Source organism: Mediterraneibacter agrestimuris (assembly GCF_943193195.1).
GTDB lineage: Bacteria > Bacillota > Clostridia > Lachnospirales > Lachnospiraceae > Schaedlerella > Schaedlerella agrestimuris.
Map to the genome: position 1 here is coordinate 82115 of NZ_CALPDG010000002.1, position 26755 is coordinate 108869.

A 26755-nucleotide genomic window follows, 5' to 3' on the forward strand; every position below is an offset into this window, starting at 1 on the left:
ATAAAAAGACGTATGTGTGGCGTTTTTATGAAACATGAAAAAGAAAGTGAACATTTGAAAGAACGACTTGTTTCTGCCGCAAATATGCCGAAAGACGTTGTTCTTGGTGCTTCGGTAATTACTGTTTTGGGAACAAGTGAAGTTTGTATTGAAAATTACCGCGGAATTATCGAATATACGGACACTTTGATCCGGGTACAGACAAAAGGGAAACAAATTCGGTTAAGCGGAAAGCATCTGCAGATAGAATATTATACAAATGATGAGATGAAAATTATAGGATGTATTTGTTCCTTTGAGTTTTGCTGACAGATAAGATATGGACACAAAACAAGTATGAGGCAGAAAGGAAACAGAAATTGTGATACAAAAAATCTTGCGTTATACACGTGGATATGTAAAAGTACAGGTGCAGGGCTATTCAACGGAACGTTTCCTGAACCTGTGCAGCCATCATCAGATTTATATATGGGGACTGGAACCAAAAGGCGATACATACGAATTGTATATGACTTTGCAGGGATTTCAAAAACTCCGCCCCCTTGCCCGCAAAACCCATACAAAGGTGACTCTTGTCCAACGATACGGCCTGCCTTTTTTTATTTACCGCAACCGGCAGAGACAGGCATTTCTGGCAGGTATCATTCTTTGTATCTGCCTGCTTTTTTGCTATTCCTCCTTCATCTGGGATATTCATTTTGAAGGAAATGAAAAGTGGACGAATGAAACACTGCTGGAGTTTTTGGAAACTAAAAATGTAACTCCTGCAATGCCAAAGCGTAAAGTAGATTGTTCGCAGATCGTAAAGGACATACGTGCACAATACAATGATATTGTCTGGGTTTCAGCATCCATTGACGGAAGCAGGCTGCGGATACAGATTAAAGAAAATGAAGATACTTTTCAGGAAAACGAGGAAGATATAAAGCAAAATACAGCCAGTGCCGTGTCTGGTCAAGTCAGCCAGGAAGAGAATGCCGGAAAAAAGGAAGATGGTAATTCCCTGCAGCCTACAGATCTGGTTGCGTCCGAAGACGGTATCATTACCTCTATGATCACACGCAGCGGTACACCTTTGGTTCATGTTGGTGATACAGTGAAAAAGGGCGATATTCTCGTTTCGGGAAGAGTTGAAGTCTTAAATGACGCAAAAGAAATCATTGATTATCAATACCGGGAATCAGATGCAGATATTTATGCAGATACGGAGATGATTTATCAGGATTCTATGCCTCTTACTTATCAGGAGAAGCATTATAATTCAAAAAAACAGAGAAAAGCATGGTATATCAAACTTGGTTCACGTATGATTTCTGTCGGTTTTACAAAAACTAAAGATCAAACATGTGAGTTGTATACTTCGGAACATCAGCTAAAACTGGGAGAGAGCTTTTACCTTCCGGTCTCCTATGGAGAAATCCATATAAAACCGTATACAACAAAACCGGAAAAATATACAAAAGAAGAGCTTCAAGTATGTTTGACGGAAAAATTTAACAGCTTTTTAGAAGATTTAACAGAAAAGGGTATTCAAATTTATAAAAATGATGTTAAAATACATGTGAGCGAAAATTCTGCCGCTGCAAAAGGCATATTATATCTGAACAAACCGATTACTGAAGCGGCGGATACGGAAATACTTGAAATTGAAAGGGACGAATTGAAATGAGTCTATCGGAACTAATGATCGATATACCGACAGAGCATGAACGAAATATATTCGGGCAATTTGACGCGTATGCGAAGAAGATCGAGCGTACTTTCTGCGTAACATTGATCGCACGGGACGGCGCGGTGAAAATATTAGGAGAACAAAAATATGCCGACAAGGCAAGGCGTGTTCTTACGCAGCTTGTGGAACTGTCTGCACGGGGCAATACTATTACCGACCAGAATGTAGATTACGCTATATCACTTGTATTTGAGGATAATGAAGAGAAAATTGTAGAGATTGATAAAGATCTGATCTGCCACACTTTACAGGGAAGACCAATCAAACCAAAGACACTGGGACAGAAGAAATATGTGGATGCCATCCGCAAAGATATGATCACCTTCGGGCTGGGACCTGCGGGAACCGGTAAGACGTATCTGGCGATGGCGATGGCGATCACTGCATTTAAAAGTAATGAGGTGGAGCGGATCATTCTGACCCGTCCCGCGATCGAAGCCGGAGAGAAGCTGGGATTCCTTCCCGGGGATCTGCAAAGCAAGATCGATCCGTATCTTCGGCCATTATATGACGCCCTTTATCAGATTATGGGAGCGGAGAGCTTTATTAAGAATTCTGAAAAGGGACTGATAGAGGTAGCGCCCCTTGCCTATATGAGAGGACGTACACTGGACAATGCATTTATCATACTGGATGAGGCACAGAACACAACGCCCGCACAGATGAAAATGTTTCTGACCCGTATCGGATTCGGCTCCAAAGTGGTCATTACCGGTGACTCTACACAAAAGGACTTACCGGCGGGCACTGTATCCGGTCTGGATGTGGCAGTGAAGGTTGTGAAGAATCTGGATGATATCAGTATCTGTACACTGTCCAGTAAGGACGTTGTGCGTCATCCCCTTGTACAAAAGATTGTCAAAGCATATGAAGAGTACGAGAAGAAAGGAATGCGAAGCCCTAAGGGCGGCAAACGGAATTAATCATGAGTTTATATGTGGAAGAGGAAGGAAGTCTGGTATTGCCGGAAGATGTAGATGCAGAAAATACGGCTGAAATGGTCATAAAAGCCGCGCTTGATTATATTGGCTGTCCTTATGAAGCGGAGGTCAATCTTCTTTTGACAACAGATAATGAGATACAGGAAATGAACAAAATGTTCCGGGAATTGGACAAGTCTACGGATGTCCTTTCTTTTCCTATGCTGGAATATGAAATCCCGGGGGAATTTGAAATTTTTGAAAAACAGGCAGAGGATGCCTTCAATCCGGAATCGGGAGAACTGATGCTGGGAGATATTGTGATTTCCAAAAATAAGGTGATCGCACAGGCAGAGGCTTACGGACATTCTCCGAAAAGAGAATTTGCCTTTTTGATCGCACACAGTATGCTTCATCTATTTGGCTTTGACCACATGGAAGAGGACGAACGTGTTGTTATGGAGCAAAAACAACGGGAAATCATGGAAAAAGTACAAATCCCGCGAGAATAAATGGAGGAAATAAATGGCTGAGCCACAGATGAACCACAAAAGAAAAAAGAAGGATGATTTCCTGATGCAGGGAATGATTCTGTCAGTTGCGATGGTGGTGACAAAAGTCATCGGTGTTGCATACCGAATCCCGCTGACCAATATTCTCGGGGACGAGGGAAACGGATTTTACGGTTATGCCTTTGAAGTATATGCGATGGCATTGATGCTGTCCAGCTTAAGTCTCCCAACGGTAGTTTCCAAACTGGTTTCTGCAAGAATTGCAATGGGGCAGAGACGCAATGCATTTCGTGTATTTTTATGCTCCATGGCTTTTTCTCTGGCAGTGGGAGTTTTTATTTCACTGGTGATTTTTTTCGGGGCTGGCGCGATTTCTTCAAATATTATGAAATCTCCTTTGAGCATATATGCCCTTAGAGTATTGGCGGTGGGATTGTTTATCGTTGCTGTGCTGGGAGTTTTAAGAGGATATTTTCAGGGATTGGGAAGCATGATGCCGACGGCGGTTTCTCAGATTATTGAGCAGTTGGTTAATGCAGTTGTCAGTATTGCCGGCGCAAGTATTTTATATAAGATTGGAATGAAAGCCGGAGAAAAAAACGGGGAAGAGCTATTAGGTCCGGCTTACGGAGCGGCGGGAGGAACCCTTGGAACAGTAATAGGGGCAGTATCTGCACTTTTATTTTTGTTGTTTTGTTTTTATATGTTCAAAGGAAATATCAAACGTGGAATTGCAACAGACAGGTCACGTAAAAAAGAGCGGTATCAGAGAATTTTAAAAATTCTGATTCTGACCAGTATTCCGATTATTTTCAGCACGGCTATTTATAATATCAATCAGATTTTGGACTTAAAGATTTTTAACGACATTATGTCAGCTCAGGGATTTACAGAAAAAGAATATATGGCAATGCAGGGAATATATACAGGTAAATATAATCCACTGATCAGTGTGCCTCTGGCAGTGGCAAACGGTCTGGCAGCTTCAGTAATTCCTAGTATGACCAAGGCTGTTACGACAGGAGAAAGAAAGCAGATTTATAGTAAAATTGATCAGACAATCCGTTTTACACTGATGATCGCAATTCCATGTTTTGTTGGATTTGTTGTTCTGGCATCTCCGCTGATGGTTCTCCTGTATAATGACGCAAGTAAAACCCCGGCTCTTATGCTCGCGCTGGGAGCGGTGACAGTTGTGCTTTATTCTTGGTCAACGGTATCCAATTCTATTTTACAGGGACTGGATCAGATGACTACGGCAGCAAAAAATGCAGGAATTTCACTTGTTGTACATCTTATAGCATTGTATTTGATGCTGGTTGTATTCAAATGGAATATTTACGCACTGGTAATCAGCAATATTGTGTTTGCTCTGTGTATGTGTCTGCTAAATGACCGGGCAATACATAGGACATGCGGGTATGAGCAGGAGATAGACCGGACATTTATCAAACCATTGATTGCCGCTGTACTCATGGGAATCGTAACATATATTGTTCACCTGATTCTGGATATCTTTATCGGTGGAAGATTTATCCCGGCGATCATCGCAGTTCTTGCGGCAATGGTTGTATATGCGGTCGGGGTTTTGAAGCTGGGTGTTCTTTCCCGCGCGGATATCAAAGATTTGCCTCAGGGACACCGGATTTACAGAATCTGCAGAAAGCTGCATCTTTTGCCTGACAGATAAATATAAGACCGCAGTTTGGCATGGATGTTTCATCAGATAATGTATAAAACTATACGGAAAAACCAATACTGTAGAAAAAAGGAGTGAAGTCCTGATGAAAAAAAGCTACTGTATTGGTTTTTTTGCGGCTGTTTTTTTGTTTGTATTCTGTCTGGGGGTTGGTTATCAGCTCAGCTATCAATATGTGATGGAACGGCAGGAGGCCCGCCTTAAAGAGGAACAAAGAGTAGAGACTGTAACGACAAAAGGAGAAGCGCAGAAAAATGATGGATATTATGTGATGGAACTGCACGGATATGTAGTAGTTTATTTGAGTGATAAAGAAACTCTGTATGAAATGACGGAAATCAGCATGCTGGATTTGCCGGAGGAAGTGCAGGAAGAGGTACGTACGGGGAAATATCTTGAAACAACACGGGAATTATATGGTTTTTTGGAAAATTATTCAAGTTAATGTTGTATTATCAACTCGATTGTCCGGTCTGTAAAAGTTTTCAGTAACTATTCAGCCTTTCGGCTTCATAGTCACTAAAAAACGTCCACTGGACGTTTTTGTCGTATGCATGGCAACTGAATCCGCCCTATTTTAAGTTCACCTACGGTGAAAGGGCAGATTCTATTTCTCCAGCACACGTTTTTACAGAGTTTGCAGCAAGTGCAAACTCCTATGCTGAACTGTAAAAGTTTTCTCACAGTGAAACTCCCAAACCGTAATGGTGTTTTTTGTCTCGTGTGATTGAATTTTCTCTATGAGGAGGGTAGACGAATACCTGAAAATAGTGTAAGATATCTTTGCAGAAAGCGAGGATATTTGATTATGGACGAACAAAAAATTAAGAGAATAAATGAATTGTATAGAAAATCAAAGGCGGAAGGGCTGACAGAAGCGGAAAAGAAAGAGCAGAAGCTTCTCCGGCAGGAGTATCTGGATACGATCCGCCGCAACTTAAGAGGACAGCTTAATAATATCGACGTTCAGCAGAAGGACGGAAGTATTATCAATCTAGGTGAGAAATTTGGAAACAAAAAGGGAAATTAGAAAGAACGCTCTGGAAAGGCGGAAAGCGCTTCCGTTGGATATCCGCCGGGAGTATAGCCACATCATCACCGAACGGGTGCTTTGTCATCCGTTTTTTCAATGTGCGGATATAGTATTTTGTTATGTGACATTCCGTGAGGAAGTGGATACAAAAGATATAATCCATTCAGCTTTGAAAATGGGGAAAACTGTGGCAATTCCGAAAGTCCTTGGGGAAAACCACATGGAATTTTATAAGATTAGCAGCATGAATGACTTAACCCCCGGATATCAGGGGATTCTGGAACCAAATACGGAGCATCTGCAAGACCGAATCATTCCTATATCCCCGGAAGAAGTAGATACAGGTCGCAATATGGAAAAACTTCCGGTGATACTCTTACCCGGATCCGCTTTTGATAAGGCTGGCCGCCGGATTGGATACGGAGGCGGATTTTATGATACATATCTGTATACATATCCACGTTTTCGGAAAATCGGACTTGCCTTTTCCACTCAGTGTGTAGATGAAATTCCTGTGGAAGAGCATGATGTTGGTGTAGATGTAGTTGTGACAGAACAGGGAGTATTGAGAAAGGGTGAGGTGCATGCAGACAGGACTGCCGAATGATCCGGTGATGCTATTAAGTGTTGTGAATACCAAATTAAGAGACTACTATTCATCATTGGACGAGCTTTGTAAAGGGCTGAACGTGGAGAAAGAAGAACTGACCGAGAAACTTTCCATGATCGACTATGTATATGATGAAAATAGAAACCAATTTGTGTGATAAAAAGGATGAATGAAGATGAATGAACTGGAATACATAAATACAGGCGTTCCCCAAGAGGAACCGCAGCGTCAGTATTATTTTATGAAAAAGGGAAGGGAGCTGGCAGAGGAACTTTCCAGACAAGCCGGACGGAAGCTTACTTTCTGTGTGACCACCTTCGGCTGTCAGATGAATGCCCGGGATTCTGAAAAGCTGACCGGAATTTTAGAACAGATGGGATATGTGGAAGAACCGGAGGAAGAGAAAGCGGACTTTGTCATTTTTAATACATGTACAGTGCGTGAGAATGCAAATATGCGTGTATACGGACGGCTCGGACAGCTCAGCCGGATGAAAAAAAAGAATCCTTATATGATGATCGGGCTGTGCGGATGTATGATGCAGGAGCCGGAGGTAGTTGAAAAGATTAAAAAAAGCTACCGTTATGTGGATTTGATTTTCGGCACACATAATATTTATAAATTCGCGGAACTGATCGTTACCCGTCTGGAATCGGGGCGGATGGTCATTGATATTTGGAAAGATACAGACAAAATTGTTGAAGACCTGCCGAATGAACGGAAATATTCTTTTAAGTCCGGCGTCAATATTATGTTTGGCTGCAATAACTTTTGCAGCTATTGTATCGTGCCCTATGTGCGTGGCAGAGAGAGAAGCCGGAATCCGAAAGATATTGTCCGTGAAATCGAACGGTTTGTGGCAGACGGTGTTGTGGAAGTAATGCTTCTCGGGCAAAATGTCAACTCTTACGGCAAGACACTGGATGAGCCTATGAGCTTTGCGCAGCTTTTGCAGGAGATTGAGAAGATTGAAGGCTTACAGCGGATCCGGTTTATGACGCCTCACCCAAAGGATCTGTCCGATGAATTGATCGAGGTGATGAGTAAATCCAAGAAGATCTGTAAACATCTGCACTTACCGCTGCAATCAGGAAGTACCCGGATTCTGGAAAAAATGAACCGCCGTTACACGAAAGAACAATATCTGCATCTGGTAGAGAAGATTCGAGCCAAAGTGCCGGATATCTCTCTGACAACAGATATAATTGTCGGTTTTCCGGGGGAGACAGAGGAAGACTTCCTTGAAACCATGGATGTAGTGCAGAAAGTCCGTTATGACAGCGCTTTTACATTTCAATATTCCAAACGGACCGGAACACCGGCGGCAGTTATGGAAGAACAGGTTCCAACAGGAATAGTCAAAGACCGGTTTGACAGATTGTTGAAGGAAGTGCAGTGTATTTCTGCGGAAGTATGTAGTGTATACACGGATACAATCCAAGAAATTCTGGTAGAATCAGTGAATGATCATGACGAAACATTGGTGACCGGAAGAATGAGCAACAATCTGCTCGTACATTTTCCGGGGGACGATTCACTGATTGGAACGATCGTCTTTGTAAGACTGACGGAATGTCGTGGATTCTATTATATTGGAGAAAGAATCATGAAATAATTTTTAGAAAAACGTCCACACTATAAGTCAGGTGTTTTATGATTATCTGCCGACACCTGAACAAATAAAGGAGGACGTTTTTTCCATGAAAAGAATAAGTGAGTATTTGTTTTTATGGACGCTGGGCGGCTGTATTTATTATGGAATAGAGATGGCATTCCGTGGATTTTCTCATTGGTCTATGTTCGTGCTGGGAGGCTTCTGTCTGGTGTTTTTCGCTGCGCAGGGGATCTGGACCAGATGGAGAGAGCCGCTTTGGAGACAAGTGCTCTGGTGTACGGTTTTTGTGACGGCAGGGGAATTTATTACAGGAATCTTTGTAAATAAGATCATGGAGTGGCATGTCTGGGATTATTCGGACCAGCCGTTTCAGCTTTTCGGACAGATCTGCATTCCATTTATGATTTTATTTTCTGGATTATGCGTGATCGGAATTTTTCTGACCGCTTATCTGCTTCACTGGCTTTATAAAGAGATGAAGCCGGAATTCCATGTATTATAGAAAATTTTGGATAGAAAATCTTGAGAGATGAAAAGGTTTTCTAATGTCGCAAAAAATGTTATAATACAAAATTAGGAAAAAAGAAACCTAAAAAGGTGATTGAATAAAATGAAGATAGAAAGGAATTATCATCGTGGCTGAATATACACCAATGATGCAGCAGTATCTGGATACAAAAAAACAGTATCCGGATTGTATATTATTTTACAGGCTTGGAGATTTTTATGAAATGTTCTTTGAGGATGCACTGACAGCATCAAAAGAACTGGAAATTACATTAACAGGAAAGAACTGCGGACAGGAAGAGCGGGCGCCTATGTGCGGTGTTCCGTACCATGCTGTGGATGGATATTTAATCAGGCTTGTGGCAAAAGGATATAAGGTTGCCATCTGTGAGCAGGTAGAAGATCCCAAAAATTCTAAGGGAATCGTGAAGCGTGAGGTTATCCGTGTAGTTACACCGGGAACTATATTGGATGCCCAGGCAATTGATGAATCGAAAAATAATTATCTGATGTGTATCGTCTATATTGCAGACCGTTATGGAATTGCAGTTGCGGATGTTACAACAGGTGACTATTTTGTGACAGAACTGCCTGACAGCGGGAAACTAAAGGATGAGATTGCACGTTTTATGCCATCGGAGATCATCTGTAATGAATCTTTCTACATGAGCGGAATGAATCTGGATGATCTGAAAGAACGTCTTCACATTGTAATTTCTTCTCTGGAGCCGGATTATTTTGACGATGCGGTCTGTAAAGAAAAATTAAAAGAACATTTTCATGTATCTACACTGGACGGACTTGGACTGGGGGATTATGACTGCGGTGTCATCAGTGCAGGGGCGCTTCTTCAATATCTGCTGGAGACTCAGAAGAATAGTCTGTCACATATGACACATATTACTCCTTATACAACAGGTAAATATATGATGCTGGACAGTTCGACAAGACGGAATCTGGAGTTGTGTGAGACACTGCGTGAGAAGCAGAAGCGAGGTTCTCTGCTTTGGGTTCTGGATAAAACAAGAACTGCTATGGGAGCGCGCACCCTGCGTAAATATATTGAACAGCCGTTGATCGAAAAAGACGAAATACTCAGGCGTCTGGATGCAGTTGATGAATTAAAGGAGCAGGCGATCACGCGGGAAGAGATACGGGAATATCTGTCCCCGGTCTATGATTTAGAACGGCTGATCACGAGAATTACATATGGAACTGCAAATCCGAGAGACCTGACTGCATTTGCAAGTTCTCTTTCCATGCTTCCGCCTATTTCATATTTATTAAAGGAGACGAAGGCTTCTTTGCTGCAGGAGATTTATCAGAAAATGGATCCGCTGGAGGATCTGTGTGCGCTTGTACAACAGGCAATTGCCGATGAACCGCCCATTGCCATGAAAGAGGGCAATATCATTCGGGACGGATACAGTGAAGAGGTAGATACTTTGCGCCGCGCTAAATCAGACGGAAAGAGCTGGCTGGCAAAGTTAGAGGAAGCTGAAAGGGAAAAGACTGGAATCAAGAATCTGCGGATCAAATATAACAAAATATTTGGGTACTATCTGGAAGTAACAAATTCTTATAAAGACCTTGTGCCGGATTATTACACAAGAAAACAGACACTGGCAAATGCCGAGCGTTACATTACACCGGAACTGAAAGAATTGGAAGATACTATTCTCGGCGCAGAGGACAAGATGTATGCAATGGAATATGAACTGTACTGTGTGGTACGTGATACCATTGCAGGCGAGGTGGAACGCATTCAGAAAACAGCTCAGGCTGTGGCAAAGCTGGATGTATTTTCATCTCTTGCCCTTGTGGCAGAACGAAATAACTATGTCCGTCCAAAGATCAATGAGAATGGCAGGATTGATATCAAAGACGGCAGGCATCCGGTAGTGGAACAGATGATTTCAAATGGAACCTTTATCTGTAATGATACGCTGCTGGATGATAAAAAACAGAGGATATCCATTATTACGGGGCCGAATATGGCAGGTAAATCCACTTACATGCGTCAGGCGGCACTGATTGTATTAATGGCACAGATAGGTTCTTTTGTTCCGGCGGGACAGGCGGACATTGGTTTGGTGGACCGTATTTTCACCCGCGTGGGAGCTTCTGATGATCTGGCATCTGGACAGAGCACCTTTATGGTGGAAATGACAGAGGTTGCTAACATTCTGCGGAATGCTACATCTAAGAGTCTGCTGATCCTGGACGAAATCGGCAGAGGAACAAGTACATTTGACGGACTTTCCATTGCGTGGGCAGTGGTAGAGTATATCAGTGATATTCATTTACTTGGAGCGAAGACATTATTCGCTACCCATTATCACGAACTGACAGAGCTGGAAGGCAAGATTGACAATGTAAATAATTATTGTATTGCCGTGAAGGAGAAGGGTGACGATATTGTATTTCTGCGAAAGATCGTCAAAGGCGGAGCTGACAAGAGCTATGGAATCCAGGTCGCAAAGCTTGCAGGTGTACCAGATACAGTGATAGACAGGGCAAAAGAAATTGTGGACGAGCTGGTCAATGAAGATATTACGATCAGAGTCAGCGAGATTGCCGGCAAAGAAGATGTGGTGAAACATACGAAAAAGAAAGCAAAAAAGTACGATGAAGTGGATCTGGCGCAGTTTTCATTGTTTGATACGGTGAAAGATGATGATGTACTGGATGAGCTAAAAGCGATTGATGTCGGCAATCTGACGCCTATTGATGCATTGAATACGATTTACAGACTACAGAATAAACTGAAAAACCGCTGGTAATGATACTTTGGGAAGAAATGGGAAAGTTTGCGGATTCAGTATCAGTCTGATGAATTGGTTTGTAATTAAGAAGGAGGAACAGATGGCGCATATTAAAGTATTGGATCAGATTACAATTGATAAAATTGCTGCCGGTGAAGTGATTGAACGTCCGGCATCTATTGTAAAGGAGCTGGTAGAAAATACCATTGACGCAGGAGCAGACCATGTGACAGTGGAAATTGAAGACGGCGGCGTAACTCTGATCCGGATCGCAGATGATGGCTGCGGAATTGCAAGAGAAGACGTCCGTAATGCATTTCTGCGTCATTCTACAAGTAAGATTGAGCATGTGGAAGACCTGGCTCATATTTCATCTCTGGGATTCCGCGGAGAGGCTCTTTCCAGTATCGCTGCCGTTACCAAGGTAGAATTGGTGACAAAGCCCAAAAATGACGTACTGGGAACACGCTATGTTATTGAAGGCGGTAAGGAGATTTCCTTCGAGGAAACAGGTGCTTCCGATGGAACTACATTTCAGGTGCGACAATTATTCTATAATGTGCCTGCACGGAGGAAGTTCTTGAAGACCGCTATGACAGAAGCCGGACACGTACAGGATTTGCTGACCAGGCTGGCTCTTTCACATCCGGAAGTTGCATTCCGTTTCTTAAATAACGGGCAGGAAAAGCTGCGTACCTCCGGAAGCGGTAAGTTAAAGGAAGTAATCTACAATATTTACGGCAGAGAAATTGCCGCCAATATACAGGAAATAGATTTTAAACAGTCAGGCATCTATATCACAGGATTTATCGGAAAGCCGGTCATTGCCCGCGGAAACCGCAATTTTGAAACTTTTTTTGTAAATGGACGCTATGTCAGAAGTAATATGATATCCAAGGCTGCAGAGGATGCCTATAAAGACTTTAAAATGCAGCATCGTTTTCCATTCTTTGTCCTGCATTTTCATATAGATGGAGAGAAAGTAGATGTTAACGTACATCCAACAAAGATGGAACTGAGATTTCAGGAACAGCAGACTGTCTATGACGCAGTTTATGAGGGGATTCACAGAGGGCTTCTGGCAGAAGAATTGATCCCACAGGTAAGTGTGCCTGAGGCAGTAGACATTTTGCCGGTGACACAGGCAAAAACATCTGTGAAATCTGCTGCTTCTGAGAATGCAGGAAAAACAGAGCCGAGTCCGTTTCTGCTGAAACCGAAAATAGAAAAAAAGGAAGAGATCCGTGACGAGGATTATTTTATCCGTAAAATGCAGGAGCGTGTGCAATCTTATCATAATCGAGCCTCTTCTGCAGAAGTGAACGCAAAGAGTGAGATTTTCCGGGGAAACACTGAGAAGCAGAGTACAAGAATTGAACAGGCGGTAAAGCATACAAAAGCTCCTGGAGGCAATAAAATCCTAAATGAAATTAGTGCTGAGTCCGCAAAAGCAGAGTTAAAAGTCAAAGAAGAGAGTAATTACCGTATAGATCTGCCAGAACAGAAAACTGTCTCTTTCAAAGCCGGCGAAACATTACTGAAACCAAAGCAGCTTGACTTTTTTGAAGAAAAGCTGCTCAAACGTGATATCAGAGCTGAATATAAACTAATCGGACAAGTGTTTGACACATACTGGCTTGTACAGTTCCATGACAATCTGTACATTATAGACCAGCATGCCGCCCATGAACGGGTACTGTATGAACGTACATTAAAGGAAATGAAAAACCGGGAGTTTACATCTCAGTACTTAAGCCCGCCGATGATTTTGACATTGTCCATGCAGGAAGAGGAATTGCTGAAAGCTCATATGGACAAATTTACAAAAATCGGATTTGAGATTGAACATTTCGGCGGTGAGGAATATGCAGTGCGCGCCGTACCAGGGAACTTGTTTGGAATTGCAAAAAAGGAATTATTTATCGAAATGCTGGACTCACTGGCAGACGGACTGACTACATCCATGTCCCCGGATCTGATTGACGAAAAGGTTGCGTCTCTGTCTTGTAAAGCTGCGGTAAAGGGGAATAACCGTCTATCTGCACAGGAAGTAGATACATTGATAGGAGAGCTCTTGTTACTCGAGAATCCCTATCACTGTCCCCATGGAAGACCAACGATCATTGCTATGTCTAAACGGGAACTGGAAAAGAAATTCAAGAGGATAGTATAAATGAAACGACCATTAATCATATTGACCGGACCTACTGCAGTAGGGAAAACGAAGGCATCCATTGGACTTGCAAAAGCAGTAAACGGAGAAATCATTTCTGCAGATTCCATGCAGATTTACCAGGGAATGGATATCGGTTCCGCTAAAATCCGCCCAGAGGAAATGTGCGGTGTTCCCCATCATCTTATAGATGTATTGAAACCGGACGAGGAATTTCACGTTGTCCGGTTTCAGGAAATGGCAAAGCAGGCTATGAAAGTAATCTATGATAAGGGGAAAATTCCGATACTTGTAGGCGGAACCGGATTCTATATACAGGCAGTTTTGTATGACATTGATTTTACGGAAAATGACGGAGATGACGCATTCCGAAAAGAAATGGAAGCATTTGCAGATGCACACGGCGCAGAGGCGCTTCATGCCAGGCTGAAAGCGGCAGACCCAAAGTCTGCTGAAGAAATTCATGCCCACAATGTAAAGCGCGTCATCCGTGCCCTGGAATATTTCTTACAGACAGGTACACCGATTTCTGAGCATAACGAAGAGCAGCGGCAGAAAGAATCGCCTTATCAGGCAGCTTATTTTGTACTGAACGATGAACGTGCGCACTTGTATGAGCGTATCAATCTGCGGGTAGACCAGATGATAGACGAAGGACTTGTGGATGAGGTAAAAGCACTGCGGGACAAGGGCTATACAAGAGATATGGTTTCCATGCAGGGACTGGGATATAAAGAAGTTCTGGCATATCTGGATGGAGAATATACGATGGATACCGCTGTGGAAATGATCAAGCGGGATACACGACATTTTGCAAAACGGCAGATTACCTGGTTCAAACGAGAAAAAGATGTTATCTGGCTGGATAAAAAAGCATTCGACTATGATGAGGACAGAATTTTAGAAAGTATGCTGGAATCCTTAAAACAGAAAGGAATTCTGTGAAATTCATTAATAACAAAAGAATAGAAAGGAATTTATCATGCGAAATAAAGTAAGTGACATGTATCAGGAAATGGGAATTTCAGAGAAAGTATTCCATGTCGGAGAGAAACTGGAAGGAGCTTTGAAAGACCGTTTTAAAAGCTTTGATGACAATGCAGAGTATAATCAGCTGAAGGTGGTAAACGCAATGCAGAAGAATCGTGTCAATGCAGAATGCTTTCATTATGCAGATGGATACGGATATAATGACCCTGGAAGAGACACACTGGAACAGGTGTATGCCGATACTTTTCATACAGAAGCAGCGCTTGTGCGTCCGCAGATTACCTGCGGAACCCATGCCCTGGCGCTGGCACTTTCTGCCAGTCTTCGTCCGGGAGATGAACTACTTTCCCCGGTGGGAAAGCCATATGACACATTAGAGGAAGTGATCGGGATACGCCCATCGAAAGGCTCTCTTGCAGAATATGGAATCATCTATCGTCAGGTGGAGCTTTTAGAAGACGGTTATTTTAATTACCCGGCTATTGAAAAAGCAATTAACGAAAAAACAAAGCTGGTTACCATCCAACGTTCCAAAGGATATCAGACCCGTCCGAGTTATTCTGTAGAGAAGATAGGAGAACTGATCGCATTTATTAAAAAGATTAAGCCGGACGTTATTTGTATGGTAGATAACTGCTATGGAGAATTTGTAGAAACTGTAGAACCAAGTGACGTAGGGGCAGATATGATCGTCGGCTCTCTGATCAAGAATCCGGGCGGCGGTCTTGCTCCGATCGGCGGTTATGTGGCGGGAAGAGCTGATTTGATCGAGAACTGCGCATATCGTCTGACTTCTCCGGGGCTGGGAAAAGAAGTAGGTGCTTCCTTAGGTGTTATGAAATCCTTTTATCATGGATTCTTCCTTGCGCCGACAGTTGTATGTAGTGCATTAAAGGCGGCTGTATTTGCGGCAAATCTCTATGAGAAGCTGGGATATTTTGTGATTCCAGACGGAAGTGAATCTCGCCATGATATCATTCAGGCCGTACAATTCGGCATGCCCAAAGGCGTTATTGCATTTTGTGAGGGAATTCAGGCGGCGGCGCCGGTAGACAGCTATGTAACACCTGTTCCATGGGCAATGCCGGGATATGACAGCGATGTTATTATGGCGGCAGGAGCATTTGTTCAGGGCTCATCAATCGAATTGAGTGCAGACGGCCCGATAAAACCGCCATATGCTGTTTACTTCCAGGGCGGGCTTACATGGCCCCATGCTAAATTCGGAATTTTGATGTCATTGCAGAAGCTTGTAGATGCAGGAATTGTAACAGACGAAATGTTACAGAGAATATAAACAGGAGTATAAATTATGAAACGTATTGCAGTCATCGGAGGCGGCGTGGCGGGAATGACAGCAGCCATTTTTGCAGCGGGCTCAGGTGCAGAAGTGACGATTTTGGAGCAGAAAGACCGTGTGGGCAAAAAAATACTGTCTACAGGAAATGGACGGTGTAATTTTACGAATCTTTATCAGACGCCGGACTGTTATCGTTCCGATAACCCTGAATTTCCGTGGAGTGTCATGAAACAGTTTGATGTCCACCAGATTATTGCATTTTTTCTGGAGATGGGGATTTATTCTAAGAGCCGGAATGGATATTTTTATCCCCATTCCGATCAGGCATCTTCTGTGCTGGACGCATACCGTATGGAATGCAGACGTCTGGGGGTAAAGATACTGACAGATACAAAATGTCTGGAGATCCTTCCAAATGCGAAAGGATTCTATCTGAAAACGGAGCAGGAAATTCTAAGAACAGACGCAGTGATCCTGGCGGCGGGATCCAAAGCGGCTCCCGTGACCGGTTCAGACGGATCAGGGTATACGCTTGCTAAAAAGCTGGGACATCATCTGATTCCTGTATTGCCGGCTCTTGTCCAGCTCAAATGCAAGGAGACATTTTATAAGACTGTGTCTGGTGTCCGTGTGCAGGCAAAAGTCTCTCTCTATGTAAATGACAGATTGGCGGCAGAAGATACCGGAGAAGTCCAGCTTACCAATTATGGGATTTCCGGAATTCCGGTTTTTCAGGTGAGCCGTTATGCAGCAAGGGCTTTGTATGAGAAAAAACAGGTGAAAGCTGTCCTGAATTTTATGCCGGACTTTGAACCGGAAGAATTTTTAACCTTCTTAAAGAGAAGGATCGAGAGCAGACCTGAAAAAACATTGAGTGAATTTTTTGTCGGTCTGTTCCACAAGAAATTAGCAGAACTCTGGATCAGAGAAAGCCGCATAAAGCCGGAAAGAAAAACAGGCAGTCTTTCTGAAAATGAACTGCACAGACTTGCCGGGCTGATTCAGTGTTTTGAAACGGAAGTAGAAGCCACCAATACTTTTGAACAGGCACAGGTCTGCTGCGGCGGAATTGATACAAGGGAAGTGGATGTCAGGACAATGGAATCTATTTATGTTCAGGGGCTTTATTTCGCCGGAGAAATTCTCGATGTGGATGGAATCTGCGGCGGATATAATATCTCATTTGCGGTAGCAAGCGGTGTTTTGGCAGGGAAAGGAGCGGCAGGATGCTTAGGATCAACCAGATAAAACTGTCTCCCGGACATACGGAAGAAGCGTTGGAACAGGCAATTTTAAAATTTCTTCGTATTTCAAAAAAAGATCTTCTGGAGTACCGGATATTCCGGCAATCCATTGATGCGAGAAAGAAAACAAAGATTTTATACGTGTATACAATTGACGTGTATGTGGCTCAGGAAGAGCGTTTGCTAAAGAAATTAAAGAACAATATACAGAAAGTAGAAGAAAAAAATTATCGGATTCCAGGACATGGAACAGAAAAGCTTAAGAATCGTCCAGTAATTGCAGGCGCGGGACCGTCGGGGCTTTTTTGCGCCTATCTGCTGGCAAAAGAGGGATATCGCCCGATTCTTGCAGAACGCGGCGCACCTGTGGAAGAGCGGTATGAGGATGTGGAAGCTTTCTGGACGACGAATGTTCTGAATCCGCATTCTAATGTGCAGTTTGGTGAAGGCGGAGCCGGCACGTTTTCGGATGGCAAATTAAATACTCTTGTAAAAGATAAGTCTGGCAGAAACCGCTATGTGCTGGAGACGTTTGTCCGTTTCGGCGCGCCAAAACGGATTCTTTACGAGCAAAAGCCCCATATCGGAACAGATATCCTGATGGATGTGATCCGGAATATGCGCAATGAAATCCTGTCTCTGGGCGGAGAAATCCGTTTTTATACGCAAGTGACCGATCTGGAATTAGAAAAAGAAGGAGAGACCAAAGTTTTGAAACGGGTGGTTCTAAATCAGACAGAACGTTTTGATGCAGAAATGCTGGTGCTTGCCATCGGACACAGTGCAAGAGATACCTTTCAGATGCTGGTGGAGAGAGGAATGCTGCTTTTGCCCAAAGCATTTGCAGTGGGTGTGCGGATCGAACATCCTCAGCGTATGATACAAGAATCACAATATGGAAAAGAACTCGCGGAGGCGCTGCCGCCGGCAGCCTATAAGCTGACAGAGAATCTGGATAACGGCAGAGGTGTTTATACATTCTGTATGTGTCCGGGAGGTTATGTAGTGAATGCTTCTTCTGAGAAAAACCGGCTTGCTGTCAATGGAATGAGCTATCAGGACAGGGCTGGGGATAATGCCAACAGTGCCGTCATTGTAACGGTAACCCCGGAAGATTTCGGCTCAGACGGACCATTATCGGGTATGGAATTCCAACGTCAGTTAGAAGAATCCGCTTACGAAGCAGGAGCGGGGGCAGTCCCGGTACAATGCTTTGGAGATTTTTGTAATAACCGAAAAACAGAAAAACTGGGCGATGTTACACCACAGATTAAAGGTATGTGGAAATTTGCTGATGTACGGAAGATTTTTCCTGATGAACTGGCAGAATCACTCATACAGGGGATTCAGAGAATGGACAAAAAGATTCAAGGATTTGCCCGTGCGGATGCGGTTCTTTCTGGTGTGGAGAGCAGAACATCGTCACCTGTCAGGATCTGCCGGGATGAAGCATATGAATGTAATATCAAGGGAATCTATCCTTGCGGAGAGGGCGCCGGTTATGCTGGAGGGATTACCTCGGCAGCCATGGACGGCATGAAGGCAGCAGAAGCAATAATTCAGCGATTTTCCTCCTTTTCATAAATCCTTCACAAAAATTTAAGCTGACTACTCTATACACATTTTTTTAAATATGGTAGAATAAATCGTTGTATTGTGTCATACACAGAAGGAACTGTGTATGGAAAGAATAAAAGAGCTTTACGAAGAAGAACGACCTTATGAGAAGTGTGAGCGGTTTGGCGCAGCCAATCTGACAGACACAGAGCTTCTGGCAGTACTGCTTCGGACCGGAACCAGGGGAGAGAGTGCACTGACACTTGCGGGGCGGCTTCTACATCCCGAGATTCACAAGGAAGGAATTCTGAATCTTCACAGCTGGACCTATGACCAGCTTTTGCAGTTCAAAGGAATCGGCAAGGTAAAAGCAATTCAGGTTCTCTGTTTGTGTGAGCTGGCGAAACGGCTTGCCAAGGCATCTGCCGGAAAAGAGCTGGATTTCAGCATGCCGGCAACGATAGCAAGATATTATATGGAAGATCTGCGTCATCAGAAAAAGGAGCGGATGAAGCTTCTATTGCTGAACACGAAGTCCCGTCTGATTGGGGAAAGTGAGATATCAATCGGGACAGTCAATGCGTCTCTTGTATCACCGAGAGAACTATTTATCGAAGCACTTCAGAAGAATGCTGTGTCTATTATTCTGCTCCACAACCATCCAAGCGGGGATCCTGCTCCCAGCACAGAAGACATTCTTGTGACAAGGAAAATACAGGAAGCCGGTTATATGATCGGGGTGGAACTTCTGGACCATATTATCATAGGAGATAACCGTTATATAAGTTTGAAAGAACAGGGGTACTTTTAGTATGAAAAAGAAAAAGAAGCGGAGTACGGTTTCAAATAAATACTGGCTGCTGTGTCTCTCTTTAATCTGTGTGCTTTTGATGGCACTTTCCTTTTTTTCAGAGAAAGCGTCGGGACCTTTCCGGGTGATCGCCAATGTGACTGTGATCCCGATGCAGAAAGGTATTACACAGATCGGAACATGGCTTGGGGATGTCAGTGATAATTTCCAGACATTAAAGGAAATTCAGAAAGAAAATGACAAACTGCAGGCCAGGATCGACGAGTTGACAGTAGAGAACAATAATCTTCAGGAAGATAAATACGAGCTGGAGCGTCTTCAGGAGTTATACAAACTGGATCAGAATTATGCCGAATATGAAAAAGTAGGAGCTCATGTTATCGCCAAGGATTCCGGCAACTGGTTCAGTACATTTGTCATTGACAAGGGGAGTCTCCACGGAATCAAAGAAGATATGAATGTCATGGCTGGAAGCGGTCTGGTCGGTATTGTTACAAAAGTAGGTCCGACATGGGCAACTGTCCGCGCTGTTATTGATGATGCCAGCAATGTCAGCGGTATGGTGCTGACAACTTCCGATAAATGTATCGTCAGGGGAGATCTGTCCCTGATCAGCTCTGGAAGAATCCGTTTTGAACAGATGGAAAATAACGACAATTCCGTAGAAGTCGGAGACCAGATTGTCACTTCTTATATCAGTGACAAATATTTACAGGGAATTCTCATCGGCTATATAAGTGAAATCAGTGTGGATTCCAACAACCTGACTCGTTCAGGATATATTACACCTGTTGTAGATTTTAAAAATCTTCAGGAGGTACTTGTCATTACAAAAACGAAAGCAGAAGCAACAACAGAACCGCCTGCAAAAGAAAAACAGGAACCAGTTGTATCTGAACCGAAAGAAGATGTGAATGTCAATGCAGATGAAGCTGCGGATACAGAAGCAAATGCAGATATAGATACAAACGCTGATCCTGATCCTGGTACAAATACAGATGCCGGTGCACAAGAAACAGAATAGGAGATGTTTATATGAAAAAATTAAAAAGAAAACGTATCATCTCAACAGCTCTGTTTGTGCTTGTCTGCTATATGCTTCAGTGCACATTGTTTCCGAGGTTGACCCTTGGCTCGGTCAAACCAAATCTGATGATTATTGTAACAGCGGCATTTGGATTTATGAGAGGGACAAAGGAGGGGATGTTAATCGGATTCTTTTCAGGTCTTTTGATGGATATCCAGTTTGGAAATATTATCGGTCTCTATGCACTGATATATCTGCTGGTCGGCTATGTTAATGGATTGTTTGAACAGATGTATTATGATGAAGATATTAAACTGCCGTTGATTCTGACTGCTGCAAGTGAATTCGTGTACGGTCTTACTGTATATATCCTGATGTTTCTTTTACGAAGTGAATTTAATTTTTTACATTATTTAAGTCATATTATCATACCTGAGCTCATATATACTATAGTAGTGACACTTGGGCTGTATCCGCTGATACTTTTTGTAAACCAGAGGTTAAAAGCAGAAGAAAAAAGGAGTGCAAATAAGTTTGTTTAATCGAATTTGGAATCGAATCAAGGAAAATGCCCGGCAGTTACTGGATTCCAGAATGTTTGTCTTGATTCTCGTGTTCTGTATTCTCTTTGCGATCTTAGTAAGCCGGTTGTTTTATCTGCAGATTGTAAAAGGAGAGTACTATCTGAATAACTATGAACTTCAGATAAGAAAAACACGTACCATTCCCGGAACACGCGGGAATGTTTATGACAGAAACGGAAATCTGCTGGCTTATAATGACTTGGCTTATGCCGTTACATTTGAAGACAATATAACAGGAGAAAACCGGAATAAGAGACTGAATCATATTATGGAACAGATTATCGGCATTGTGGAATCTCATGGCGATACTGTTATCAACAGTTTCGGGATTGTTTTGGATTCTGCCGGCAAATATCAGTATACACAGACGAATGAAACGCTGCTTCTCCGATTTATTGCAGATGCATACGGTGTAGTTTACGTAGATGATCTGACGGAAAAACAAAGAAATTCTACGCCGGACGAGCTGATGAATTATCTGTGTACGGATGAAACATACGGATATGGTATTGACATTAGTAATCTGGACAAAGAACATGTATTAAAGCTTGTGAATATGCGTTATGCTATCAGTCTGAACAGTTTTCAGAAGTACATCCCGACAGTACTGGCATCTGATGTAAGCGATGAAACAGCAGCAGCCATCATGGAAAATATGGACAAGCTGGTGGGGGTTGATATTTCAGAAGAGTCCTTGAGAAGATACACAGACAGTAAATACTTTGCATCTATTCTTGGATATACCGGTAAGATTTCGCAGGAAGAATATGATGCCCTTGACAAGGAAGTGAAAAAGAAATACAGTCTTTCCGATATCGTTGGAAAATCCGGTCTGGAACAGACATTGGACAGTGTACTTCAGGGAGAAAAAGGTGAGATGATTTTTTATACGGATACTGTGGGAAAAATTATCGACACTGTCAGCTATAAAGAACAAGGCGCCGGAAATGATGTCTATCTGACCATTGACAAAGATCTGCAGGAATGGACATATCAGATCATTGAGGAAAAACTGGCTGGAATTGTCCTGAGCAAATTGAGAAATGTAATGAATTATGATCCAAGCGCCACATCTGATACTATGGAAATTATCATTCCGGTCGATGACGCTTATAATGCATTTATTGCCAATGAAATTATAGATGAGGAACATTTTTCAGACGCTGCTGCCGGAGAAGTAGAAAAGCAGGTATATAGTATTTTTAAGGCAAGAAAGGAAAGTGCTCTTTCTGAAATTATAGCAGAGATGGGAAGTACGACCCCTTATCAGAACCTGCAGGCAGAGATGAAGGCGTATCAGGATTATATCTCCATCAATGTATTGCAGGATGCCAGCGGAATTCTTGTTTCTGACAAGATCGATACATCAGATCCGGTGTATGTGCGGTGGGCAAAGGATGAAAGCATCAGTTTAAATGAATTTCTAAATTATGCAATTTCTAAGGACTGGATCGATACATCGCTTCTCGGAGAATATATTTCTGCGGAAAAATATTCGGATGCTTCGGAAGTATATCAGGCGATTTTGAAATATTTGGAAGAATATTTGAGTTCAGATATGAATTTCGACAAACTTCTCTATAAATATCTTATAAAATCAGGAGGAGTGAGCGGAGCCCAGATTTGTGCCATCACCTATGAACAGGGGGTGCTGCCGATGGATGAAGGAAGTTACAATGCTCTGCGAACAGGAGTTATAGATTCTTATGACTGGCTGAGAAGTAAGATCGCCAGCCTGGAGATTACACCAGGGCAGCTTGCACTGGAACCATGTACCGGTTCTGCAGTTGTAAGTGACCCCGATACCGGGGAGGTGCTTGCATGTGTATCGTATCCGGGATATGACAATAACCGGCTGTCTAATACAATGGATTCCGATTATTATAATCAGCTTGTTACCGGATTATCGCGTCCGTTTTATAATAATGCGACCCAGGAAAAAACAGCGCCGGGTTCTACGTTTAAGATGGTCAGTGCAACAGCTGCCCTGACAGAAAAAATCGTGGAAGGAGATACGCCGTTATATTGCAGCGGCGAATTTGAAAAAGTAACACCTAGTCCAAAGTGTTGGTTTTATCCGAGCGGTCATGGTTCCCTGGACGTGGTAAGGGCATTGGATGTTTCCTGCAACAATTATTTCTATGAAGTCGGTTACCAGTTTAGTTTGGACAAAGATGGCTATTACGACAGCGACCAGGGGATAGAAGTTCTTGCCAAATATGCAGATATGTTTGGTCTGGGTAAACAAACCGGAATCGAGATACCGGAATCCGAGCCGGAAATTTCTGACAGGTATGCTGTGGAATCTGCCATTGGGCAGGGTACTGCGAACTATACAGTCAGTCAGCTGAACAGGTATGTTGCTGCAGTGGCAAATAAAGGGACACTTCATAAGCTGACGCTGCTTGGTAAAACAACGGATCCGAATGGGCAGATCATCAAGAAATATGAACCTGTTATAGAGGATACGCTGGACGAGGTTTCTGATAAAACGTGGAATCTTCTTCATCAGGGTATGACAGACATGATCTTGAATACTCCGAGTTTTGCAGGAATCGGTGTGTCTGTTGCCGGGAAGACCGGAACTGCCCAGCAGAGCAGCCTCCATCCGGACCATGGTCTGTTTGTTGGTTTTGCGCCGGCAGAAAATCCGGAGATTGCGGTAGCTGTCCGAATTAAAAATGGATATACATCAGCTTATGCAGCAGAAATCGGAAGAGATATTTTCCGCGCAAAATATGAACCTGACAAGATGAGTGAAGTTATCACAGGCTCCGCAGCAGAACTGGGTAATGCAATTTCAGACTAAAAAAGGATGTGAGAGAGGATGGACAGACTGGTCACTTTAAAAAGTAATCGATATGGACTTGGAATTTATATGGATGCGGAAGTCCCTTTTGATATACTTATGAAAAGCATGGAAGAAAAATTCCAAAAAGCTGCCGGATTTTTTCAGGGCGCTCAGATGGCAGTCCAATTTTCAGGAAGACATCTGAACTTTACAGAAGAGCAGGCAGTACTGGATCTGATAGCACAGACAACGGATATTGATGTTGTCTGCATCATCGACAATGAAGCATCCGGGGAGATGGCGTACAAAAGCATTGTAGAACAAACGGTGTCCAACGTACACAAAAGGGACGGTCAATTCTACAAAGGTACTCTCAGCAAAAAGCAGGTAGTAGAATCTGACACAAGCATCGTTATATTGGGAGATGTGGAAGTGGGAGCTACCGTTGCTGCAAAAGGTAACATCGTAATCATAGGAGCGTTGCATGGCGCTGCACATGCAGGAGCCTCTGGGGACAGAGACACGTACATTGTTGCTTTGTCTATGCAGCCCCAGTCTCTCCGCATTGGAGACGTAGAAGCACGGCGTCAGGCAATTTATCAGGAAAGTCTGGGGATCAAAGGGCCGAAGATTGCAACAATCGACGGCAGCCGGATTTATTTGGATCCGCTTGCGGACTGGTCGAATGAATAAGAAGTTTCAGGAGGAAGAACAGAAAATGGGAGAAGTAATCGTCATTACATCAGGAAAAGGCGGGGTCGGTAAAACGACAACGACAGCGAATATCGGAATAGGATTGGCACAGGCAGGAAAAAAGGTTGTCGTAATTGATACAGATCTGGGGCTTCGGAATCTGGATGTAGTGATGGGGCTTGAAAACCGGATCGTGTATAACCTTGTCGATGTGATTGAAGGGAATTGCCGGATGAAACAGGCATTGATCCGGGACAAACGGTATCCTGAACTTTGTCTTCTGCCTTCTGCACAGACAAAGGACAAAACTTCTGTTTCTCCGGAACAGATGAAAAAGCTGGTAGACGAATTAAAAGATGAATTTGATTACATACTTCTGGATTGTCCGGCAGGAATCGAACAGGGATTTCAAAATGCAGTAGCCGGAGCTGAACATGCAATTATTGTAACAACACCGGAAGTATCGGCAATCCGTGATGCCGACCGGATCATCGGGCTGCTGGAAACAAGCGGCATCAAAAAAAATGATCTGGTCATCAACCGCATTCGTATTGATATGGTACGCCGCGGAGATATGATGTCTGTAGACGATGTAACTGAAATCCTGGCTGTGAATCTTCTTGGTGTGATTCCGGATGATGAGCAGGTTGTTGTGGCGACAAATCAGGGCGAGGCGATCATCGGCAGTGACAGTATGGCGGGACATGCCTATGAAAATATCTGTAAACGACTGATGGGGGAAAAAGTTCCGGTTCCTGATTTTAAACAGGCAGACGGAATCGTTGGACGCCTGATTCATCTCCTAAAAAAGAATTAGGAGGAGAAAGATATGAGTGTGCCCTCTGTTCAGATTGCAAAAGAACGCCTCCATACGCTGCTTGGTGCAGACAGGATAGAATGTACACCGGATATTACGGAGCAACTGTCTTCGGACATCTACCATACCCTGGCAAAATATATGGATCTTAATTCCAGGAAAATTGAAGTTCAGATTACACGTTCTGAGATTCTTATTAGATATACAGGAGAGAAAAATTGAAAGGTTTAACAGAAAAACTGAATTCATATATTCAAAAATTAAAACAGCATTACCGGTTCAAACATTACCGGATCAGTCTGGTATTGCTCGTGACAGCTCTTTCCGTTATTGGGGTGTTTGTTGTGGGAAGCGCACAGCAATCCTATCAGATTCAGCAGCTTCAGGGAGTGATTCTGGGACTGATTGCCATGGCGGTGGTCTCTTTGATCGATTACAACTGGATTTTAAAATTTTACTGGGTAATGTATGCGGTCAATATTGTCATGCTCATAACGGTTCTCCTTTTTGGAGAGAATGTAAACGGTGCAACCCGCTGGCTGAACCTTGGATTTGTACAGTTCCAGCCTTCGGATTTGACGAAGTTGATTTTAATCCTTTTTTTTGCAAGGTTTTTATCAGACAGAGAAACGATCGTCAGCGACAAGAAAACTATCATTCAGGCAGTGGCATTGTTAGTTCCCTCACTGATTCTGGTTTATAAACAGCCGAATCTGTCCAATACCATTTGTCTTGCGCTGTTGTTTTGTGTGCTGATGTATATGGCGGGGCTGAATTATAAGTTCATCGGAACGGTACTTGCGATCGCGGTACCGACAGCTGTTATTTTGTTTATTATTGTCATTCAGCCGAACCAGCCCCTGATAAAGGAGTATCAGCAGACCCGTATTCTGGCATGGCTGTATCCGGAAGAATATGAGTCGGAAGAAGCCTATCAGCAGCTCAATTCGATCATGGCAATCGGTTCAGGACAACTGACCGGAAAAGGATACAAAACAGACTCTACCGTATCTGTAAAAAATGGAAATTTTATTTCTGAGCCTCAGACAGATTTTATTTTTGCAATTATCGGAGAAGAATTGGGATTTGTGGGTTGTTGTGTCATCATAATTCTGATATTATTAATAGTGGTAGATTGTATAATCGTTGGTATGAGGGCCAGAGATACTGCTGGCAGGATTATTTGTTCCGGAGTAGGGGGACTGATTGGTATTCAAAGCTTCATCAATATCGGTGTGGCGACGATGACTCTTCCGAATACAGGTATTTCCCTGCCTTTTGTGAGTTATGGAAAGACCTCTGTTATCTGTCTTTTCATTGGAATCGGATTCGTATTAAATGTTGGACTTCAGCCGAATAAATATCAATAGAGGAG

The 26755-nt window shown here is 43.1% G+C and carries 24 protein-coding genes and 1 pseudogene; all 25 read left to right on the forward strand.

Annotated features, from left to right (window positions below; translation table 11 throughout):
• The first annotated feature begins 27 nt into the window (after window positions 1-27).
• Window positions 28-309 (forward strand): YabP/YqfC family sporulation protein, encoded by a 282-nt coding sequence (locus tag NFS18_RS01645; RefSeq protein ID WP_331477433.1) that lies wholly within the window; start codon window positions 28-30, stop codon window positions 307-309.
• A 52-nt stretch (window positions 310-361) separates the two neighbouring features.
• Window positions 362-1669 (forward strand): sporulation protein YqfD, encoded by a 1308-nt coding sequence (locus tag NFS18_RS01650; protein ID WP_251387000.1) that lies wholly within the window; start codon window positions 362-364, stop codon window positions 1667-1669.
• Window positions 1666-2655, forward strand: a complete 990-nt coding sequence (locus tag NFS18_RS01655) for a PhoH family protein (protein ID WP_251387001.1) — start codon at window positions 1666-1668, stop codon at window positions 2653-2655. Before NFS18_RS01650 ends, NFS18_RS01655 begins: the two co-directional genes overlap by 4 nt.
• 2 nt (window positions 2656-2657) lie before the next feature.
• A complete protein-coding gene (gene ybeY, locus NFS18_RS01660) occupies window positions 2658-3164 on the forward strand; it encodes an rRNA maturation RNase YbeY (RefSeq protein WP_251387002.1) in 507 nt (168 codons plus the stop codon).
• Between the two features lie 13 nt (window positions 3165-3177).
• Window positions 3178-4854, forward strand: a complete 1677-nt coding sequence (locus tag NFS18_RS01665) for a putative polysaccharide biosynthesis protein (protein WP_251387003.1) — start codon at window positions 3178-3180, stop codon at window positions 4852-4854.
• A 94-nt stretch (window positions 4855-4948) separates the two neighbouring features.
• Window positions 4949-5308 (forward strand): hypothetical protein, encoded by a 360-nt coding sequence (locus NFS18_RS01670; protein ID WP_251387004.1) that lies wholly within the window; start codon window positions 4949-4951, stop codon window positions 5306-5308.
• A gap of 363 nt (window positions 5309-5671) precedes the next feature.
• Window positions 5672-5893 (forward strand): DUF896 domain-containing protein, encoded by a 222-nt coding sequence (locus NFS18_RS01675; RefSeq protein ID WP_251387005.1) that lies wholly within the window; start codon window positions 5672-5674, stop codon window positions 5891-5893.
• A complete protein-coding gene (locus NFS18_RS01680) occupies window positions 5871-6503 on the forward strand; it encodes a 5-formyltetrahydrofolate cyclo-ligase (RefSeq protein WP_251387006.1) in 633 nt (210 codons plus the stop codon). The genes NFS18_RS01675 and NFS18_RS01680 overlap by 23 nt, the downstream gene beginning before the upstream one ends.
• On the forward strand, window positions 6481-6663 hold the full coding sequence (locus NFS18_RS01685; RefSeq protein ID WP_251387014.1) for a DUF4250 domain-containing protein: 183 nt from the start codon (window positions 6481-6483) through the stop codon (window positions 6661-6663). Before NFS18_RS01680 ends, NFS18_RS01685 begins: the two co-directional genes overlap by 23 nt.
• Before the next feature lie 18 nt (window positions 6664-6681).
• Window positions 6682-8121, forward strand: coding sequence for a tRNA (N6-isopentenyl adenosine(37)-C2)-methylthiotransferase MiaB (gene miaB, locus NFS18_RS01690; protein ID WP_251387016.1), 1440 nt, complete (start codon window positions 6682-6684; stop codon window positions 8119-8121).
• Between the two features lie 85 nt (window positions 8122-8206).
• Window positions 8207-8623 (forward strand): putative ABC transporter permease, encoded by a 417-nt coding sequence (locus tag NFS18_RS01695; RefSeq protein ID WP_251387018.1) that lies wholly within the window; start codon window positions 8207-8209, stop codon window positions 8621-8623.
• A 133-nt stretch (window positions 8624-8756) separates the two neighbouring features.
• Window positions 8757-11411, forward strand: coding sequence for a DNA mismatch repair protein MutS (mutS, locus tag NFS18_RS01700; RefSeq protein WP_331477434.1), 2655 nt, complete (start codon window positions 8757-8759; stop codon window positions 11409-11411).
• Between the two features lie 82 nt (window positions 11412-11493).
• Complete coding sequence (gene mutL / locus NFS18_RS01705) at window positions 11494-13566, forward strand: DNA mismatch repair endonuclease MutL (protein ID WP_251387020.1); 2073 nt, start codon at window positions 11494-11496, stop codon at window positions 13564-13566.
• Window positions 13567-14511, forward strand: a complete 945-nt coding sequence (miaA, locus tag NFS18_RS01710) for a tRNA (adenosine(37)-N6)-dimethylallyltransferase MiaA (RefSeq protein ID WP_251387022.1) — start codon at window positions 13567-13569, stop codon at window positions 14509-14511.
• Window positions 14512-14548: 37 nt separating this feature from the next.
• On the forward strand, window positions 14549-15853 hold the full coding sequence (locus NFS18_RS01715) for a methionine gamma-lyase family protein (RefSeq protein ID WP_251387024.1): 1305 nt from the start codon (window positions 14549-14551) through the stop codon (window positions 15851-15853).
• A 15-nt stretch (window positions 15854-15868) separates the two neighbouring features.
• Window positions 15869-17104, forward strand: coding sequence for a BaiN/RdsA family NAD(P)/FAD-dependent oxidoreductase (locus NFS18_RS01720; protein ID WP_251387026.1), 1236 nt, complete (start codon window positions 15869-15871; stop codon window positions 17102-17104).
• Entirely contained in the window at window positions 17083-18684 is a 1602-nt protein-coding gene (locus NFS18_RS01725) for an NAD(P)/FAD-dependent oxidoreductase (protein ID WP_251387033.1), read from the forward strand. Before NFS18_RS01720 ends, NFS18_RS01725 begins: the two co-directional genes overlap by 22 nt.
• A gap of 97 nt (window positions 18685-18781) precedes the next feature.
• Complete coding sequence (gene radC / locus NFS18_RS01730) at window positions 18782-19468, forward strand: RadC family protein (RefSeq protein ID WP_251387035.1); 687 nt, start codon at window positions 18782-18784, stop codon at window positions 19466-19468.
• Between the two features lies 1 nt (window position 19469).
• A pseudogene (gene mreC / locus NFS18_RS01735) lies at window positions 19470-20327 on the forward strand (rod shape-determining protein MreC); the annotation flags it as partial.
• Window positions 20328-20503: 176 nt separating this feature from the next.
• Window positions 20504-21037: a rod shape-determining protein MreD gene (gene mreD, locus NFS18_RS01740; RefSeq protein ID WP_251387037.1), complete on the forward strand. Its 534-nt coding sequence runs from the start codon at window positions 20504-20506 to the stop codon at window positions 21035-21037.
• Window positions 21030-23888 (forward strand): penicillin-binding transpeptidase domain-containing protein, encoded by a 2859-nt coding sequence (locus NFS18_RS01745; RefSeq protein WP_331477436.1) that lies wholly within the window; start codon window positions 21030-21032, stop codon window positions 23886-23888. The genes mreD and NFS18_RS01745 overlap by 8 nt, the downstream gene beginning before the upstream one ends.
• Window positions 23889-23906: 18 nt before the next feature.
• Window positions 23907-24563, forward strand: coding sequence for a septum site-determining protein MinC (locus NFS18_RS01750; RefSeq protein WP_251387039.1), 657 nt, complete (start codon window positions 23907-23909; stop codon window positions 24561-24563).
• A 25-nt stretch (window positions 24564-24588) separates the two neighbouring features.
• Window positions 24589-25380: a septum site-determining protein MinD gene (gene minD, locus NFS18_RS01755; RefSeq protein ID WP_251387041.1), complete on the forward strand. Its 792-nt coding sequence runs from the start codon at window positions 24589-24591 to the stop codon at window positions 25378-25380.
• Window positions 25381-25392: 12 nt separating this feature from the next.
• The gene (locus NFS18_RS01760) at window positions 25393-25602 is read left to right on the forward strand and encodes a cell division topological specificity factor MinE (protein WP_251387043.1); all 210 of its coding nucleotides are present in this window, start codon (window positions 25393-25395) and stop codon (window positions 25600-25602) included.
• A gap of 17 nt (window positions 25603-25619) precedes the next feature.
• Window positions 25620-26750, forward strand: a complete 1131-nt coding sequence (locus NFS18_RS01765; protein ID WP_251387346.1) for an FtsW/RodA/SpoVE family cell cycle protein — start codon at window positions 25620-25622, stop codon at window positions 26748-26750.
• The last annotated feature ends 5 nt before the right edge of the window (window positions 26751-26755 follow it).

Coding starts and splice junctions, on each gene's coding strand:
- miaB (WP_251387016.1), top strand. CDS start 6,682: ATGAATGAACTGGAATACATAAATACAGGCGTTCCCCAAGAGGAACCG.
- NFS18_RS01675 (WP_251387005.1), top strand. CDS start 5,672: ATGGACGAACAAAAAATTAAGAGAATAAATGAATTGTATAGAAAATCA.
- mutL (WP_251387020.1), top strand. CDS start 11,494: ATGGCGCATATTAAAGTATTGGATCAGATTACAATTGATAAAATTGCT.
- NFS18_RS01750 (WP_251387039.1), top strand. CDS start 23,907: ATGGACAGACTGGTCACTTTAAAAAGTAATCGATATGGACTTGGAATT.
- NFS18_RS01685 (WP_251387014.1), top strand. CDS start 6,481: ATGCAGACAGGACTGCCGAATGATCCGGTGATGCTATTAAGTGTTGTG.
- NFS18_RS01725 (WP_251387033.1), top strand. CDS start 17,083: ATGCTTAGGATCAACCAGATAAAACTGTCTCCCGGACATACGGAAGAA.
- radC (WP_251387035.1), top strand. CDS start 18,782: ATGGAAAGAATAAAAGAGCTTTACGAAGAAGAACGACCTTATGAGAAG.
- miaA (WP_251387022.1), top strand. CDS start 13,567: ATGAAACGACCATTAATCATATTGACCGGACCTACTGCAGTAGGGAAA.
- NFS18_RS01715 (WP_251387024.1), top strand. CDS start 14,549: ATGCGAAATAAAGTAAGTGACATGTATCAGGAAATGGGAATTTCAGAG.
- NFS18_RS01665 (WP_251387003.1), top strand. CDS start 3,178: ATGGCTGAGCCACAGATGAACCACAAAAGAAAAAAGAAGGATGATTTC.
- NFS18_RS01720 (WP_251387026.1), top strand. CDS start 15,869: ATGAAACGTATTGCAGTCATCGGAGGCGGCGTGGCGGGAATGACAGCA.
- NFS18_RS01695 (WP_251387018.1), top strand. CDS start 8,207: ATGAAAAGAATAAGTGAGTATTTGTTTTTATGGACGCTGGGCGGCTGT.
- mreD (WP_251387037.1), top strand. CDS start 20,504: ATGAAAAAATTAAAAAGAAAACGTATCATCTCAACAGCTCTGTTTGTG.
- minD (WP_251387041.1), top strand. CDS start 24,589: ATGGGAGAAGTAATCGTCATTACATCAGGAAAAGGCGGGGTCGGTAAA.
- NFS18_RS01645 (WP_331477433.1), top strand. CDS start 28: ATGAAACATGAAAAAGAAAGTGAACATTTGAAAGAACGACTTGTTTCT.
- ybeY (WP_251387002.1), top strand. CDS start 2,658: ATGAGTTTATATGTGGAAGAGGAAGGAAGTCTGGTATTGCCGGAAGAT.
- NFS18_RS01655 (WP_251387001.1), top strand. CDS start 1,666: ATGAGTCTATCGGAACTAATGATCGATATACCGACAGAGCATGAACGA.
- NFS18_RS01670 (WP_251387004.1), top strand. CDS start 4,949: ATGAAAAAAAGCTACTGTATTGGTTTTTTTGCGGCTGTTTTTTTGTTT.
- NFS18_RS01760 (WP_251387043.1), top strand. CDS start 25,393: ATGAGTGTGCCCTCTGTTCAGATTGCAAAAGAACGCCTCCATACGCTG.